The 16807-nt window shown below is 52.3% G+C and carries 17 protein-coding genes, 2 rRNA genes, 1 pseudogene and 1 riboswitch; of the genes and pseudogenes, 10 read left to right on the forward strand and 10 right to left on the reverse strand.

Translation table 11 applies throughout. From position 1 onward, the window contains the following. A 16S ribosomal RNA gene (locus G544_RS0117440) occupies nt 1–101 on the reverse strand; the annotation flags it as partial. Nucleotides 102–698: 597 nt separating this feature from the next. Here G544_RS0117440 and purH point away from each other — a divergent pair. Both purH and purD read left to right on the forward strand, forming a co-directional pair. Continuing rightward, nucleotides 699–2288: a bifunctional phosphoribosylaminoimidazolecarboxamide formyltransferase/IMP cyclohydrolase gene (purH, locus tag G544_RS0117445; RefSeq protein ID WP_027275784.1), complete on the forward strand. Its 1590-nt coding sequence runs from the start codon at nt 699–701 to the stop codon at nt 2286–2288. 31 nt (nt 2289–2319) lie between these two features. Continuing rightward, complete coding sequence (purD, locus tag G544_RS0117450) at nt 2320–3612, forward strand: phosphoribosylamine--glycine ligase (RefSeq protein ID WP_027275785.1); 1293 nt, start codon at nt 2320–2322, stop codon at nt 3610–3612. Between the two features lie 75 nt (nt 3613–3687). On the opposite strand, the gene G544_RS0117455 is transcribed toward purD, so the two are convergent. The 6 genes from G544_RS0117455 to nudC all read right to left on the reverse strand — a co-directional run bounded on the left by G544_RS0117455 (nt 3688) and on the right by nudC (nt 8107). Beyond that, nucleotides 3688–4341 (reverse strand): DUF1481 domain-containing protein, encoded by a 654-nt coding sequence (locus tag G544_RS0117455; RefSeq protein WP_051155819.1) that lies wholly within the window; start codon nt 4339–4341, stop codon nt 3688–3690. Nucleotides 4342–4398: 57 nt separating this feature from the next. Next, nucleotides 4399–4674, reverse strand: a complete 276-nt coding sequence (hupA, locus tag G544_RS0117460; RefSeq protein ID WP_027275787.1) for a nucleoid-associated protein HU-alpha — start codon at nt 4672–4674, stop codon at nt 4399–4401. 193 nt (nt 4675–4867) lie between these two features. Beyond that, nucleotides 4868–5455 carry a YjaG family protein gene (locus G544_RS0117465; RefSeq protein ID WP_027275788.1) on the reverse strand — a complete coding sequence of 196 codons (588 nt, stop codon included), beginning with the start codon at nt 5453–5455 and terminating at the stop codon, nt 4868–4870. Between the two features lie 44 nt (nt 5456–5499). Then, the gene (nfi, locus tag G544_RS0117470) at nt 5500–6195 is read right to left on the reverse strand and encodes a deoxyribonuclease V (protein WP_027275789.1); all 696 of its coding nucleotides are present in this window, start codon (nt 6193–6195) and stop codon (nt 5500–5502) included. Beyond that, complete coding sequence (gene hemE / locus G544_RS0117475) at nt 6188–7252, reverse strand: uroporphyrinogen decarboxylase (protein WP_027275790.1); 1065 nt, start codon at nt 7250–7252, stop codon at nt 6188–6190. The genes nfi and hemE overlap by 8 nt, the downstream gene beginning before the upstream one ends. 72 nt (nt 7253–7324) lie before the next feature. After that, nucleotides 7325–8107: an NAD(+) diphosphatase gene (gene nudC / locus G544_RS0117480; protein ID WP_027275791.1), complete on the reverse strand. Its 783-nt coding sequence runs from the start codon at nt 8105–8107 to the stop codon at nt 7325–7327. A gap of 95 nt (nt 8108–8202) precedes the next feature. On the opposite strand from nudC, the gene G544_RS0117485 reads away from it, so the two are divergent. From G544_RS0117485 to thiH, 7 genes are all read left to right on the forward strand, one after another. Then, on the forward strand, nt 8203–8697 hold the full coding sequence (locus G544_RS0117485; protein WP_027275792.1) for an Rsd/AlgQ family anti-sigma factor: 495 nt from the start codon (nt 8203–8205) through the stop codon (nt 8695–8697). A gap of 74 nt (nt 8698–8771) precedes the next feature. Beyond that, nucleotides 8772–8885, forward strand: a riboswitch (TPP riboswitch). A 98-nt stretch (nt 8886–8983) separates the two neighbouring features. Then, nucleotides 8984–10894, forward strand: a complete 1911-nt coding sequence (gene thiC / locus G544_RS0117490; RefSeq protein WP_027275793.1) for a phosphomethylpyrimidine synthase ThiC — start codon at nt 8984–8986, stop codon at nt 10892–10894. Continuing rightward, nucleotides 10887–11558, forward strand: a complete 672-nt coding sequence (thiE, locus tag G544_RS0117495) for a thiamine phosphate synthase (RefSeq protein ID WP_081650826.1) — start codon at nt 10887–10889, stop codon at nt 11556–11558. The genes thiC and thiE overlap by 8 nt, the downstream gene beginning before the upstream one ends. Beyond that, nucleotides 11552–12316, forward strand: coding sequence for a HesA/MoeB/ThiF family protein (locus G544_RS0117500; RefSeq protein ID WP_027275795.1), 765 nt, complete (start codon nt 11552–11554; stop codon nt 12314–12316). Before thiE ends, G544_RS0117500 begins: the two co-directional genes overlap by 7 nt. Before the next feature lie 7 nt (nt 12317–12323). Then, on the forward strand, nt 12324–12497 hold the full coding sequence (gene thiS / locus G544_RS0117505; protein ID WP_309297030.1) for a sulfur carrier protein ThiS: 174 nt from the start codon (nt 12324–12326) through the stop codon (nt 12495–12497). Nucleotide 12498: 1 nt separating this feature from the next. Further along, nucleotides 12499–13299, forward strand: coding sequence for a thiazole synthase (locus tag G544_RS0117510; protein WP_027275797.1), 801 nt, complete (start codon nt 12499–12501; stop codon nt 13297–13299). Continuing rightward, nucleotides 13296–14432, forward strand: a complete 1137-nt coding sequence (thiH, locus tag G544_RS0117515) for a 2-iminoacetate synthase ThiH (protein ID WP_027275798.1) — start codon at nt 13296–13298, stop codon at nt 14430–14432. The genes G544_RS0117510 and thiH overlap by 4 nt, the downstream gene beginning before the upstream one ends. Before the next feature lie 241 nt (nt 14433–14673). Here the strand turns inward: thiH and G544_RS22530 are convergent, their stop codons facing one another. After that, nucleotides 14674–15006, reverse strand: coding sequence for a TFIIB-type zinc ribbon-containing protein (locus G544_RS22530; protein ID WP_245614611.1), 333 nt, complete (start codon nt 15004–15006; stop codon nt 14674–14676). Between the two features lie 114 nt (nt 15007–15120). After that, nucleotides 15121–15228: pseudogene (locus G544_RS22755) on the reverse strand (zf-TFIIB domain-containing protein); the annotation flags it as partial. A gap of 384 nt (nt 15229–15612) precedes the next feature. On the opposite strand from G544_RS22755, the gene aqpZ reads away from it, so the two are divergent. Further along, the gene (aqpZ, locus tag G544_RS0117525; RefSeq protein ID WP_027275800.1) at nt 15613–16308 is read left to right on the forward strand and encodes an aquaporin Z; all 696 of its coding nucleotides are present in this window, start codon (nt 15613–15615) and stop codon (nt 16306–16308) included. 395 nt (nt 16309–16703) lie between these two features. Here aqpZ and rrf read toward each other — a convergent pair. Next, a 5S ribosomal RNA gene (gene rrf / locus G544_RS0117530) occupies nt 16704–16807 on the reverse strand; the annotation flags it as partial.

The following is a 16807-nucleotide window of genomic DNA, read 5'->3' on the forward strand; positions in this document are numbered from 1 at the left end:
TCGCCGGCAAAGTAGCAAGCTACTTCCCGCTGCCGTTCGACTTGCATGTGTTAGGCCTGCCGCCAGCGTTCAATCTGAGCCATGATCAAACTCTTCAATTAAAGTTTGATGCTCAAAGAATCTTTACTGTTAGTTCGTAATGAATTAACTGATGTTCACTCTTCAAGACTTTTATCTATCGTTTGCGCCGAAGCGCTGTTGGATAGTGTCCTGTGAGTGCCCACACAGATTGTCTGATAAATTGTTAAAGAGCGTGCGTCAGGGAAAAACTTCCCGTGACGCGGGCTGCGTATATTACGCAAATCCACTTCAGAGTCAAGCATCTTAGTATTGATTGATATTACTTTTAGATGTCTGTCTGGCTACCCCGTTATTCCGGGACAACGGATGCGAATTATAGGCTCTTTCTGGCGCTCTGCAACAGCTAAATAGAGAAAAATAGTTCATTTGTCGATTTACACAGCAAAATGCCGCTTTATACCGACTTTTACACAGACTTATCCACAACCAAGAAAAACATGAAAATATCGCGAGCATGACGCAAACGTTTTCGTTACAATCAGAGGCCGTTAAAAAATCATAAACTGTCGACGATGAAACGTCCTTACGACAAAAATTTTGTTACCTTACACATATCTTTATTCTCAATTGCACAGACTCGAGTTTTCACTCTGAAAGCCAACAGGAAATGATCAGCCATGCAACCATATCGTCCTATCCGTCGCGCCTTACTCAGCGTCTCTGATAAAACCGGCATTGTTGAATTTGCCAATGCGCTCTCTTCACGCGGCGTAGATCTGCTCTCTACCGGCGGTACCGCAAAGCTTCTCTCTCAGGCGGGGCTAAAGGTAACGGAAGTTTCTGACTATACCGGTTTCCCTGAAATGATGGACGGAAGAGTAAAGACGCTTCACCCTAAAGTTCACGGCGGGATCCTCGGCCGCCGGGGTACCGATGATGGAATCATGGAACAGCACGGCATACAGCCTATTGATATGGTGGTCGTGAATCTCTATCCCTTTGCACAAACCGTCGCTCGCCCTAACTGTACGTTAGCCGATGCGGTAGAGAATATTGATATTGGCGGACCAACGATGGTTCGTTCTGCGGCTAAAAACCACAAGGACGTCGCTATCGTTGTTAACAGCGGCGACTATGAGCGCATTATTCAGGAGATGGATACATCAGAGAACGCGCTCAGCCAGGAAACTCGCTTCGATCTGGCCATCTGCGCATTTGAACATACTGCTGCCTATGACGGCATGATTGCCAACTACTTCGGTTCAATGGTTCCTCCTTATTATGGAGAGACCGACAGACCGTCAGGCCGCTTCCCGCGCACGCTTAACCTGCAGTATGTAAAAAAACAGGACATGCGCTATGGCGAAAATGCCCACCAGCAAGCCGCATTTTATATAGAAGAAGACCTGACGGAAGCCTCCGTTGCAACGGCTCAGCAGCTGCAGGGAAAGGCGCTGTCCTACAATAATATTGCGGACACCGATGCCGCCTTGGAATGCGTTAAGGCCTTCAACGAGCCGGCCTGCGTTATCGTCAAACACGCAAACCCGTGCGGCGTAGCCGTCAGCGATTCTATTATGGACGCCTACGACCGCGCCTATAAAACCGACCCGACGTCCGCTTTCGGCGGCATCATCGCCTTTAACCGCGAGCTGGACGCAGAAACTGCACGCGCCATTATCTCCCGTCAGTTCGTAGAGGTCATCATTGCACCTTCTGCCAGTGAGGATGCGCTAAGGGTTACTGCCGAAAAACAAAACGTCCGCGTGCTGGTCTGCGGCGAATGGCAGTCTCGCGTTTCAGGATTAGACTTTAAGCGCGTCAACGGTGGGCTGCTGGTTCAAGACCGCGACCTCGGCATGGTTGAGCCGGCAAACCTGAAGGTGGTTACAAAGCGCCAGCCGACGGAGCAGGAGCTGGCCGACGCGCTGTTCTGCTGGAAAGTGGCCAAATTTGTAAAGTCTAACGCCATTGTTTATGCAAAGAACAATATGACTATCGGCATTGGCGCGGGACAAATGAGCCGCGTTTACTCAGCGAAAATAGCCGGTATTAAGGCCGCCGACGAAGGGCTTGAGGTAAAAGGTTCCGCGATGGCCTCCGACGCGTTCTTTCCATTCCGTGACGGTATCGATGCCGCCGCAGCCGCCGGTATCACGTGCGTCATTCAACCCGGCGGTTCTATTCGCGACGATGAAGTTATCGCCGCCGCTAACGAACACGGTATTGCCATGATCTTTACCGACATGCGCCATTTCCGTCATTAATTCACTCTTCCGGAGCCTTGGAGCAGAAACGATGAATATTTTAATTATTGGCGGCGGGGGAAGGGAGCACGCGCTGGCGTGGAAAGCGGCCCAGTCGCCTTTGGCCGATAAAGTCTTTGTCGCCCCCGGCAACGCGGGCACTCAGCTTGAGCCTAATCTGGTTAACGTTGCCATCTCCGCAACGGACATTGAGGCGCTAGTACACTTCGCACAGAAAGAAAACGTCGGTCTAACCATCGTCGGTCCAGAAGCGCCGCTGGTTGAGGGCGTCGTTGACGCTTTCAGAAAAGTTGGGTTAAAAATCTTCGGTCCAACGCAGTCAGCAGCTCAACTGGAAGGTTCGAAAGCGTTCACTAAAGACTTTCTGGCCCGCCACGCGATCCCCAGCGCTGAGTACAAGAACTTCACCGACCTCGATCTGGCATTAAGCTACATCCGAGCCAAAGGCGCGCCAATCGTAATTAAAGCCGACGGGCTCGCTGCGGGTAAAGGCGTTGTGGTGGCAATGACGTTAGAAGAAGCCGTCTCTGCCGCAAAAGACATGCTGGAAGGCAATGCCTTTGGCGACGCGGGCCACCGTATCGTGGTTGAGGAGTTTCTGTCCGGTGAAGAGGCAAGCTTTATCGTCATGGTAGACGGTGAAAACGTCGTTCCGATGGCGACCAGCCAGGACCATAAGCGCGCATATGACGGCGACAGGGGCCCCAATACCGGCGGTATGGGCGCCTATTCTCCCGCACCGGTCGTCACCGATGAAGTTCATCAACGCATTATGGATGAAGTTATTTATCCTACCGTTCGCGGAATGTCTTCTGAAGGAAATCCCTATACCGGCTTTTTATACGCCGGCCTGATGATCGACGACGCGGGCGCGCCAAAGGTGATTGAATTCAACTGCCGCTTTGGCGATCCGGAAACTCAGCCCATCATGCTGCGCATGAAGTCCGACTTTGTTGAGCTGTGCCTGGCCGGAGCCGAAGGTCGTCTGAGTGAAAAAACTTCAGAATGGGATCCTCGTGCAGCGTTAGGCATCGTCCTGGCGGCCGAAGGCTATCCGGGAGACTATAGAACTAACGACGTCATCAGCGGATTACCGACAGATGAAGTAGAAGGCGAAAAAGTATTTCACGCGGGAACACAGCTACGGGAATGCCATGTTGTGACCCAAGGAGGGCGAGTACTTTGCGTCACAGCGTTAGGCGAAAGCGTAGCTCAGGCTCAGCAAAGGGCCTACAAGCTAGCGGAAAAGATCCAATGGAACGGCTGCACCTACCGTAAAGACATTGGCTATCGCGCCGTCGCCAGAGAACGGGACGCTCAATAGTTCTATCTGGCGTTAACAAAAAAGCCGCAGTTCACACGATGAACAGCGGCTTTTTCTTTGCCTTATCGCCTGAAATCAGAAATTGCTCAATTTCGGTTCCCACTGGCAAAAATTCTCGTTGGCCACCAGCAGAAGTTGAATCCCTCGGGATGAGGAAAGCCAAGCCAAGCTGACAAAGCCGCCGTTACGGATGCGCTTATCCAACCACTGCTGCTCGCTGGGTGAAAAGCGAGGATTTTCAGCTTCACCACCGCAGGAAATAATGTCCCTGTCCTGAATATAGCCTTGATGCAGTCGAATTTTTCCGGCGGCAAGCGAACGACTCATCGCCAAAACCCGCTGAGATTCATACTTCATACGCAGAATGTCGTCTTCTGACAGGGATTCATTACGATCGGCCAAGCGCCTTTGCATAAAGCTAGGATTCCCTTTAGGATCCAGCCTGAGCTGCGTTTGGGGAATCAACGCGTCATTTTGAGCCTCACTGCGAATAAGGCTTAGCTTACCGTCAATAAACTCATAGTGGGTAGCGACCGTATCGCCGGAAAACGGGGTATACACGCTCATCAAGCGCATGGGCTGCCCTTCGCCGTCTACCTTGCTCCAAAGACGAACGATTCCGCCGTCGGCAATATATCCCGACGCCGCCAGCGTTGGCTCTTGGCTGGTTGAACCGCATCCCGCCAGCGCCAAAAGGAAAGGAAAAACAATCAGGCTGCGTTTTATCATTGTACAAAAAAGAAAAGGGGCAACATGCCCCTTACTATATCAGTAATCGTGGCTTAATTACTTCTTAACGGCGTCTTTCAGCGCTTTGCCTGAAACGAATGCCGGAACGTTAGCCGCCGCAATTTTGATTTCTTTGCCGGTCTGAGGGTTGCGACCCGTACGGGCATTGCGGTGATTCACTTTGAATGTACCAAAACCAACCAGTTGTACTGGGTCACCGTCTTTCAGAGACTCAGTAATTGCGCCTAAGGTTGATTCCAGGGCCGCTTTGGCCTGAGTTTTGGTAAGACCAGCCTTGTCTGCAATTACGTCAATCAGTTGAGTCTTGTTCATAAATTATCCTTACAATGTATTTTATTGCATGCAATGTATCGAATACGGATGGGTAAAGAAAGTCTCTGTTAACCCCAGCCCAGACGCTATCGATAGCCACTTTTTAAAGGCAACACAAATGTAGACCAATCGGACACGGCTGTGAAGCCTTGACAAGCTATTATTTAAGCTCTAAGTCACGTTTTATCACTGTTTAGGCTAAATTTATGCCAATATTGCTTACAGCAGCCTCTTTCAGGTCCGCTCTAAGCCCCTTGATCAGCTCAACATCCCGCTCCTCGCAGTCGGCCAGCAGGCGATAAATTTCCCACTGAACGTCCCATTCGTTCTCTATTGGCGCAAGGACTTTTAGCTCCTCGTCCGTCATTTCTCTTCCCGCCTGCGTCATCTCTAACATTGCAACGGTACGAATCGAGGCTTCGCTGACGGCAACGGCATGCTCAATCGTCTCTCCGCTAAGATGCGCATGGATCGCTTCGCTTAGCGCAACGCAGGCGTCAATTGCCGGATAAACGCCGTAAATATCAAAACTGTCCGCATCGGGAATCGCTTCCTCTAACTTCTCAAGCTGGCTATCAAAATTGACCTTTGCATCCTTAACGACCAGCGTTTCCCAGACCAGATCCAGAATTCGGCGATAAACCTGAGGCTCGGCAAACCCGGTTTCAAGGCAAAAGGCCTGATAGTTTGGGTACATACGCTCGCACAGGCAGGCCATAAAGGTGAAGTGTTGCCAGCTGGCCAATTTTTCCAGCCGTAAATGAATCGGATTACGCAACATGAAAATGTCTCATCAAAATTAAAAGCGGTGAGTCAACGAGCCTTTCAGCCTTCGTCGACGTTCTTTTCCGGGTGCGCTGCAAGCCAACGCATAAATGCCGGGCGTCGCGACGCTATCGCGTCTGCCCAGCGAGTAGGTTCTGGAAGCCGATAGCCGCGCATGCTGCGTTCAACCCAGAACAGGGCCGACTCTTGGCTAACGCGATGGCCGATAGAAATATAAAGCGGCTTGCAGCGGGCCTTGCTGTTCCAAACCCAACCTATCTGTTCTTCTTTATCAATAAGCGGCGAAACGGCACCCGCAAAAGGCTCAAGCTCGTCATGATGCCCACACAGGCGGCTTTTAGCTACGCCTATCGTCGGCACATCTACCAGCAGACCAAAGTGACTGGCCACGCCAAGCCGCCGAGGATGAGCGATTCCTTGGCCGTCAACAAACACTAGTTGAGGAACGATGGTTAACCGTTCCCAGGCGGCGAGAAGTGCCGGGTATTCACGAAACGAAAGCAGGCCGGGAATATAGGGAAGCGAAGTGGGCACGCGGGCAACTCGATATTCCACCAGCTCAAGCGAAGGGTAACTGAGTACGGCGATCGCCGCGCGCGTGATCTTACCGTCCTGCTCGAAACCAACGTCGGCGCCGGCAATCCACTTAGGCTCATCAAAACCAAGGCGGTCTTGCTTAACGACCGCCTTGGCTTTTTCAACCTGCTCAGCCCTGAGCGAGGCAGTATCAATCATGATACTGCCGGGATAAACGGTGAACGGCGTCAACGAAGGCCCCGGCATGCTCGGGCGGTACGTCTTGATGAATACCGTGTCCCAAATTGAACACGTGACCATCGCCTTGGCCAAACCCGGCCAAGATCTCTGCGACCTCCTGCTCAATCCTTGCTGGCGAGGCGTACAGCATTGAGGGGTCCATGTTGCCCTGCAGAGCCACGCGAGAGCCAACCCGACGTCGCGCATCGGCGATATCCGTTGTCCAATCCAGTCCTAACGCATCACATCCAGTATCAGCCATTGCCTCCAACCACTGTCCGCCCCCTTTGGTGAACAGAGTAACCGGCACTCGGCGGCCTTCGTTTTCCCGCATCAGACCATCAACAATCTTATGCATATAAGCCAGAGAGAACTCACGATAGTCGCGCCCAGTCAGTACGCCGCCCCAGGTATCGAAAATCATTACCGCCTGTGCGCCGGCGCGGATCTGAGCATTCAAATAAAGGACCACGCTGTCGGCCAGCTTGTCTAACAGCAGGTGCAGCGTTTCAGGCTCGGCGTACATCATCTTCTTAATCTTGGTGAACGCCTTACTGCTGCCCCCTTCGACCATATAGGTCGCTAGAGTCCACGGGCTGCCTGAAAAGCCGATAAGGGGGACTTCCCCTTTCAGATTCCGACGAATAGTGCGTACGGCGTTCATAACGTAGCCCAATTCCTGCTCGGGATCGGGCACCGGCAGTTTCTCTACGTCAGCGCGGCAGGTTACCGGGCGCTCAAAGCGCGGCCCCTCTCCCGTTTCAAAATAGAGCCCGATCCCCATGGCGTCAGGAACGGTAAGGATATCGGAGAACAGGATTGCCGCATCCAGAGCATAGCGCCGCAGGGGTTGCAGGGTGACTTCACAGGCCAGTTCGGCATTTTTACACAGCGCCATAAAATCGCCAGCCTTCGCGCGGGTTGCTTTATATTCCGGCAGATAGCGCCCTGCCTGCCGCATCATCCATACGGGAGTCACGTCAACGGGCTGGCGCAGCAAAGCGCGCAGATAGCGATCGTTTTTTAGTTCATTCATTATTTTTATCCTCGATAATTGCGCGCATTGTAACATGCAGGGGCTTCTTCCTACAGCTGACAGGCCACACCGCTATTGTCCGTGTTCTCGTTCCGCCCGACATAGGGCAACCGTGTCTTCAATAAGGCGGCGAGCGACCGTCCCAGGCGGCGGCAACATGGGTAATCGGTCGTAATCAAACCAATTGGCGTCAAGCAGCTCGGACTTATCGATTTTCAACTCTCCGCTGTCATAATCGGCTAGGTAGGCAACCATTAGCGAATGGGGGAACGGCCACGGCTGCGAGGAGATATAGCGCAGATTTTTTATCGACAGGTTGCTCTCTTCGTGAACCTCGCGGGCAACGGCCTGCTCCAGCGTCTCCCCCACTTCGACGAAGCCAGCCAGCGCGGTATAGATGCCGCCGCGGTGTCGATTATGCTGGGCCAGCAGTATCTTGTCCTCCCTACGAATAGCGACAATGACGCAGGGAGCTATCTGCGGATAATAGCGCTGATGGCAGTTGGGACACAGGCAGGCCCACTCCCTGTCGCTAATAGTCATGGCGTGCCCGCAGTAACCGCAAAAGCGGTGTGCGCGATAAAAATCCTCTAGTTGAACGGCTCGGCCGGCCAGTTGAAACAGACCACGATCCTCATTGAGCAATTGGCGCACCGACGCCATATCCCGCGCTCGCGACTGACGCACCAACCACACGGGGTGGCTCTGCCACTCACCGATGCGGTACGCCCTCTCGCCGCTTAACTGAAAATCCTTTGCAAAACCAAAAGGCAGCTCCCCCTTAGGAAGCCACAACTTACCGGCATAGCTCAATAACCACCAGCCAGACTCATCACCGCGTAACTGTTGTTCCATGACCGTCTTGCTAAACCTCTTATTTACTGGCAATCTAACAACGGTTTTTACATTATCTTAACTTTTCCAACCAACTTAATGACTCTGGACATCCTATGCTAAACCGACTTGAAACTCTAACTGAGCGCGTGGGCGGTAACCATCAATTGATTGACCAATGGTTAGAGTCGCGCAAAAGCCTGCTCGTTACTTATTATCGTCTGGTTGGTATTAAACCAAACAAAGAGAAAAATATCCCTCTTAATGAAAAAGCGCTGATCGACTTTGGCCATCACCTGGTGGACTACCTTTCCGCTTGCCATTTTCATATCTATGACAGAATCATTATTCAGGATGAAGGCGCTACAAGCCCCAATCTCGCCCCGGGTCAAAAAATTTATCCGTTGCTAGAAGAAAATACTAGAAAAATCATGGCATTTTACGATAGCTATGTTGAAAAAGGCATTAATGACGACACCATATTACAGCTGGATGAAGATCTTTCAACGGTAGGCGAACTGCTGGCAAATCGGTTTATGCTGGAAGATAAGCTGATTGTAGAAGCAACTAAAAACTGGGAAAGCCACCACAGCTCAACCAAGCAGTCATAACGGCAAAGCGGACAAAAATCCCTTTGCCGTTTTTATCGTCTTACCTATACTGTGCTTTACCGCCTTTATGGCGGCTAATCTTGTCGGAGTGCCCAGCGACCTTTATGGTGCGGGCTGAGACCGTTAATTCGGGATCCGCGGAACCTGATCGGGCTAATACCCGCGAAGGGAACAAGAGTAATTCAATTCGGATAGGAAAAAGGCCACCGCGCTAATTTTCGCTATCCATTACTCCCTCCTCGAACTCCGGACAAGCAATCCCCACTTGTTATTTTTGGAGTTTGCTATGTCTAACCGAAGAATCCAACGCGCTCAGGCGCAGCAGTTTATCGCTCAACTACAGGGACACGCGTTCCCCAATTCGCACAGGGTGTATATTCAAGGCTCCCGCGACGATATCCAAGTTCCCATGCGGGAAATATGCCTCAGCCCGACGCTCGTCGGCGGCACGCAAAGCGCCCCCCAGTATGAAGAAAATGAGCCGGTTCCCGTTTACGATACGTCGGGCCCCTACGGCGATCCGTCGGCCTGCATAGACGTTCACCAAGGGCTAGCGCCTCTGCGTCAACGCTGGATAGAAGAGCGCGACGACACCGAGCCCTTGACGAAGGCGTCATCACACTTTACCCAGCAGCGCCTTGCCGACGAGGGGCTCGATCACCTGCGCTATATGCACCTTCCGCCGCCAAGGCGCGCCAAAGAGGGCCGATGCGTGACCCAGCTGCATTACGCAAGAGCGGGCATCATCACGCCAGAAATGGAGTTTATCGCCTTGAGAGAAAACGTAGGCAGAGAACGCCTGCGTTCAGAGGCGCTGACGCGCCAGCATCCTGGGCAATCCTACGGCGCTCGCCTGCCGGAAAACATCACGCCGGAGTTTGTCCGCGCGGAAGTAGCTGCAGGCCGTGCGATTATTCCCGCCAACGTAAACCACCCGGAATCAGAGCCCATGATTATCGGGCGAAACTTTTTGGTAAAAGTTAACGCCAACATAGGTAATTCATCGTTAACCTCCTCCATTGAGGAAGAGGTGGAAAAGCTGGTCTGGGCTACCCGCTGGGGAGCGGATACCGTTATGGATCTCTCCACCGGGCGCTATATTCACGAAACGCGCGAATGGATAATCCGCAATAGCCCGGTGCCCATCGGCACCGTTCCCATTTACCAGGCATTGGAAAAGGTAAACGGCATCGCTGAAAGCCTGAACTGGGAGGTCTTTAAAGATACGCTTATCGAACAGGCTGAACAGGGGGTGGACTACTTCACTATTCACGCCGGTCTGCTTTTACGCTACGTGCCGCTGACGGCCAATCGACTGACGGGCATCGTCTCACGCGGCGGAGCGATTATGGCAAAGTGGTGCCTCTCTCACCATAGAGAAAACTTTCTGTATGAGCACTTCCGCGATATCTGCGAAATCTGTAGCAAATACGATGTCGCACTCTCGTTAGGAGACGGCCTGCGGCCAGGCTCCGTGCAAGACGCCAACGACGAAGCCCAGTTCGCTGAACTTCATACGCTGGGAGAGCTGACGAAAATAGCCTGGCAGTACGACGTTCAGGTCATGATCGAGGGCCCCGGCCATGTTCCGATGCAAATGATTCACCGTAACATGACCGAGCAATTAGAACATTGCCATGAAGCGCCCTTCTACACGCTCGGCCCACTGACGACGGATATCGCCCCCGGCTATGACCACTTCACCTCTGGCATCGGTGCAGCGCTTATAGGCTGGTTTGGCTGCGCCATGCTGTGCTACGTCACCCCGAAAGAACATCTGGGACTGCCAAATAAAGAGGACGTTAAACAAGGGCTGATCGCCTATCGCATCGCTGCTCATGCCGCCGATCTGGCCAAGGGACACCCAGGGGCCCAAATCCGCGATAACGCCATGTCAAAAGCGCGCTTTGAGTTTCGCTGGGAAGATCAGTTTAACCTCGCGCTGGATCCAGAAACGGCCCGCGCCTACCACGATGAAACGCTGCCGCAGGCGTCCGGTAAAATCGCCCACTTCTGCTCCATGTGCGGTCCCAAGTTCTGTTCAATGAAGATATCGCAAGAGGTTCGCGACTTTGCTAAAGAGCAAACCGCCTCTGGCGGCATGGCTGAAATGGCCCTGCGCTTTCGAGAGCGGGGAAACGAGCTCTATCATTCCGCCGTTTCACAAATCGTCACCGAGGAGAATAACAATGACTAAGACAGCGAGCCTGGTGTCCCTGCCGCCGACGCCGTTTCCTCCAACAGCAAAACGACTCGGCCTCTACCCGGTCGTCGATACGCTGGAATGGATAGAAAAGCTGCTTGGCGTCGGCGTCACTACTATTCAACTGAGAATAAAGAACTGCCAGGACGACGAAGTAGAAGAAACCGTACGGCTGGCCGTTGAATTGGGAAAACGCTTCAATGCCCGACTTTTTATCAATGACTACTGGCGGTTGGCTATCAAACACAATGCTTATGGCGTCCATCTGGGCCAAGAAGATCTGTTGACGGCCGACCTGAAGGCTATCCACCAGGCTGGACTGCGCCTTGGCGTTTCTACGCATGACGATGAAGAACTTGCCAACGCGGTCGCCGTCCGCCCGTCCTATATCGCGCTTGGACACATCTTTCCAACGCAAACCAAAGAGATGCCGTCAGCCCCTCAGGGCCTCGCCGAGCTCAGGCGACACGTGTCGTCGATCCCCAATTACCCGACCGTCGCCATTGGCGGTATCAGCATTGACCGGGTAAAAGACGTTCTAAACTGCGGCGTGGGCAGCATTGCCGTCGTCAGCGCCATCACTAAAGCGCCGGACTGGCGCCAGGCAACGGAAGCGCTGCTTTCCATGATAGAAGATATGGAGCCATCGTCATGCTAAGCGACAGTGAATTTCTGCGCTACAGCCGCCAGCTGCTGCTAGAAGAGATAGGCGAAGAGGGGCAGCGTCGCCTTAAGCGCTCAACGGCGCTGATCGTAGGGCTTGGAGGGCTAGGTTCGCCGGTTTCGCTTTATCTGGCCGCCGCTGGCGTTGGTTCGCTGATTCTGGCGGATGACGATACGCTTCATCAGACAAACCTACAGCGCCAAATACTGTTTGATAGCGCTGACGTTAAAAAGCCGAAAGCGGAACTGGCGGCCAAGCGCCTCAAGGGGCTAAATCCGTCTATTAGCTGTCGGATTGAAACCCAAAGAATAACTCAGGACAGTCTGCCCACATTACTTCACGACGTAGATCTAGTGATTGACTGCTGTGACAACATGGCGACGCGCCACGTTGTCAACGCAGCCTGTGTCTCTCGCTCGCTGCCGTTGATAAGCGGCAGCGCCGTTGGCTTTAGCGGCCAACTGTTTGTACTCACGCCGCCGTTTGCCGAAGGCTGCTACGCCTGTCTTTACCCCGACAAAGAAGAACCGTCCCGCAATTGCCGAACGGCCGGCGTGCTTGGCCCGATGGTCGGCGCTATCGGTTCGCTTCAGGCATTGGAAGCGGTCAAAATGCTAGCAGGAATGCCCTCAGCCCTTAGCGGTCAGCTGCGTCTATTCAACGGAAAGCAGCACGCGTGGACCAGCCTCAAACTCAGGCGAGATCCGCTCTGCTCCGTGTGCGGAGGGCAACATGCAAATCACGCTGAATGATACCCCAATGGAACTACAAGACAGCGCAGCGCTGTCCGATCTCTTGGTGCAATTAGGACATCCCACTCAGGGCATCGCCATCGCCGTCAATCAAACTATTGTACCCAAAACCGCTTGGGAAACGCATCGGCTCTACCACGGCGACAGCGTGCTGATGTTTCAGGCCATCGCAGGAGGCTAATATGTTAACAATCGCAGAAACTTCTTTTACTTCACGCCTGTTCATCGGCACGGGAAAATTCGCCAATTCGAGCCTGATGACGCAGGCCATTGACGCTTCCGGCGCTCAGTTAGCAACGATGGCGATGAAACGCGTCTCGTTAGGGAAAAACTCAGATAACCTGATTTCTCCGCTTAGCCAACTTGGCGTTCGCCTTCTACCCAACACCTCCGGCGCCAAAAACGCGCAAGAGGCCGTCTTTGCAGCCCGTCTGGCAAAAGAAGCGCTGGGTACCCGCTGGTTAAAGCTCGAAATTCATCCCGACGCCCGTTATCTACTGCCGGATCCCGTTGAGACGCTGAAAGCGGCGGAGCAGTTGGTTAAAGAAGGCTTCATCGTTCTTCCCTACTGTAGCGCCGATCCGGTTTTATGTAAGCGCCTCGAGGAAGCAGGCTGCGCGGCGGTCATGCCGCTCGGAGCGCCTATTGGCTCCAATATGGGCCTACAAACGCAGACGTTTCTTCGCATTATCATTGAGCAATCCAACGTTCCGGTTATTGTCGATGCCGGCATCGGCGCGCCCAGCCACGCGGCGCAGGCGATGGAGATGGGCGCAGATGCCGTATTGGTCAATACGGCGATTGCCGTTTCTCGCGATCCCGTCGGCATGGCTAACGCCTTTCGCCTGGCGGTAGAGAGCGGTCGACAGGCTTATCAATGCGGCCTGGGAGCCATTCGTCAAGACGCCACGGCAGAAGCGTCCAGTCCGCTAACGGCATTTCTTCATGAAGGTTCCCCTGCTTCCGTTAAGGAGCCGCAATGAGCGCCGATTTTCAATCTCTTTGGCAAACCGTCGACTGGGAGAGTACGACGCTTTCTATCTACGAAAAAAATTCCGCTGACGTTGAGCGCGCTCTGCAGGCCGAAAAATGCAACCTGAACGACTTCATGGCGCTGATTTCTCCCGCGGCTATGGCCTATCTGGAGCCTATGGCCCAAAAAGCCCAACGGCTAACCCGACAACGCTTTGGAAATACGGTAGGGCTTTATGCGCCGCTTTATCTCTCAAACCTATGCGCCAACGACTGTACCTATTGCGGTTTCTCTATGAGTAACCGAATAAAACGCAAAACGCTGTCGGAAGAGGAAATATTGCGCGAGTGCCAAGCGCTTAACGATCTGGGATATCAACATATTTTGCTGGTAACCGGTGAACATCAGGGAAAGGTCGGCATGGATTATTTCCGACGCAGCCTACCGCTAATACGCCAACGAGTCAGCTCGCTGATGATGGAAGTTCAGCCTTTAGCAACTCAAGACTACGCAGAGCTTAAGTCGCTGGGATTAGACGCGGTTATGGTCTATCAGGAAACCTATCATGCACGGACATACCAAAAAAACCATCTTAGAGGGAAAAAGCAGGACTTTTTCTGGCGTATGGCGACACCTGAAAGGCTAGGCGCTGCAGGGATCGATAAAATAGGTTTGGGCGTGTTACTCGGGTTATGCGAACAGTGGCGTACTGACAGCTACTTTTTGGCGCAACACTTGAGATACTTACAAAATCGCTACTGGCAAAGCCGCTACTCGATTTCTTTTCCACGTTTACGCCCCTGCGCTGGAGGGATTCAACCAGAAGCCGTTCTCAGCGACGCACAGCTGGTTCAGCTTATCTGCGCCTTCAGACTGTTCGCACCCGACGCCGAGCTGTCGCTATCCACGCGAGAATCGCCCCGTTTTCGCGACAGTGTCGTCCCCATGGCTATCAACAGCGTTAGCGCGGGATCGAAAACGCAGCCGGGCGGATATGCGGACGATAAACCGGAACTGGAGCAGTTTTCACCCCACGACAATCGTTCACCACAGCAGGTCGCCTCAGCGCTGCTACAGAAAGGCCTTCAGCCAGTATGGAAAGACTGGGACGGTTATTTGGGAAGAGGATCGCAATGCCGCTGAAAAACAATTAGCTATCAGAGAAAAACGTCGAAACGTCGCGCATATACCAACAAAAGCGATCGCTATGATTGCCAAAGAGCCATACCGTAGCGGCGTGAGGGCGGGAGCCTTCTCCGGAACCGAATCCCCCTAGGTTCCGCTTTCCGCCAAAGGCTTTCAACATTGCCTTAGGCATCTTCCGCAAGCAAAAGCCCGGCCAATAGTTTGGCCGGGCTATTCTCTAACTAAAAGTGTTGCATAATTAGCTATTGAGTGATGATGCAGGACCTTCAGCCAGCAAAAACGCTCTCATTCTCTCTCGCTGTGGATGCTGCTTCAGCCAGTTGCGTAATTCCTTAAGCTTTTCGTAATCGTCTTCTCCCAGCAAAGAACGATACATTTCATCAAGCCTGTCGTCCGCCTGCGCTTCGCGCACCTGCCGCTGCCAAAAATCGGTAAACAGCGTATTTAGTCTTCCCGCAAGACCGTGCGTCTTCAATAGTTCCCACTCCCCTTTATCCAACCAGATGCCGTTAACTCTGGCGCTGAGATCTAATCGATGAGCAGTGTCTTTTGAGATACGAAACTTCGTCATCAATGCCCCCGTCATTGGACATAGAAGCGCCTTCTCCGTTTCCTCAGCCTCTAAAGCCGCGTTTGCAAGCGAAGGTGAAGCCGCAGGAACCTCATGTTTATGACGTAAATAATCTTCCAGCATCAGCCAGTTTCCCCCGCAGTTTGGGCAATGCTGTACGGGTAAAAAACCGTCTAAACGTTCAGCTTTAAGTTCAACGGTTTGGCATTTTGGACACTTCATGCATTCTCTCCCTGATCGCGATAGTTAATCATTCAACGGTGCCGTTTACGCTGCACCTTTGGATTGGGTGCGGCCAACAGGTTAGCGTTTAATAAAATTTTCTATTTAAAAACACGCTTTTAAATAATAAGTTGGTCTAACTATATTAGTCCAATCTTATACGTTTTGACATCAATAATAGAGATTGTTCTAATAGATCAATGCATTGCCACATTAAAAGGCCTCACCCAACACGCATACCTTAGCATGTGATCTATATCGCATATTTGAATAAGTATGGCCATTCAGGCTACACTCCATCCCGAAGTTCGTAATGGACTATAGTTAGATGAAACACATTGCCATGCTTTGTGTTTCTTTATCTTTTTTAAGGAAAAATAAATCATGTTTAGAAAGTTATGCGCCGAATTTTTCGGTACTTTTTGGTTAGTTTTTGGTGGTTGTGGTAGCGCTGTTTTAGCTGCGGCGTTTCCCGAGCTAGGCATTGGGTTTGCCGGCGTAGCCCTGGCGTTCGGCCTTACCGTACTAACGATGGCCTACGCCGTGGGACACATTTCCGGCGGACACTTCAACCCAGCCGTAACGGTTGGCCTGTTTGCCGGCGGTCGTTTCCCCGCAAAAGACGTTATTCCCTACATCATCGTTCAAACGATTGGCGCAATTGCCGCAGCTGCGGTTCTTTACTCTATCGCCAGCGGAAAAGCCGGGTTTGACGCCACCGCCAACGGATTTGCATCTAACGGCTTTGGTGAACACTCTCCGGATGGCTTTTCCCTGCAGGCCGCAATTGTAGCTGAACTGGTATTAACGGCCTTTTTCCTTATCATTATTCACGGAGCTACGGACAAGCGCGCTCCGGCCGGTTTTGCGCCGATCGCTATTGGTCTGGGCCTGACGCTGATCCACTTAATCAGCATTCCTGTCACCAATACGTCAGTAAACCCGGCCCGTAGTACCGGCGTCGCCATTTTTCAGGGCACCTGGGCAATAGAGCAACTGTGGGTATTTTGGTTAGTGCCGCTTATCGGCGGTATTATTGGTGGGCTGATTTATCGCTGCCTGTTAGAAAGCAAAGATTAATAAAAACGTTAAATGGCAAAGCTCGCTTCGGCGGGCTTTTTTTGTCACTGTTTTTAAGTCACCGCCTGTTCGATTCACTAAAGCATCTGTGCCACAACGAAGGATGATGAAGAATGGATAACATAATGACGTTTTGTATACCACAATAAACGCGGGATGCCAGATTGAAAGAAACTTTTAAATAGGTGGGATAATCCTAGAGATCATAACTCCTTCTTTTCATCTAAATACTTTTAAGCAGCCATAGGTTGCTAGTTTTTGTTATCTATATTGTGGGCAAGGGACTTTTAAATAGCTTGGAAACTAAAAGAAGAAAGGAAGGCCGCTATATGAAAAGAGTCATATTCAACAAACGCAAAAAGGCCACTCTTTCGAGTGGCCTCTTCTAATTAAAAGCCTGGCAGTTCCCTACTCTCGCATGGGGAAGCCCCACACTACCATCGGCGCTACGGCGTTTCACTTCTGAGTTCGGCATGGGGTCAGGTGGGACCACCGCGCT

Origin of the sequence: Leminorella grimontii ATCC 33999 = DSM 5078 (genome assembly GCF_000439085.1) — a bacterium.
Lineage (GTDB): Bacteria > Pseudomonadota > Gammaproteobacteria > Enterobacterales > Enterobacteriaceae > Leminorella > Leminorella grimontii.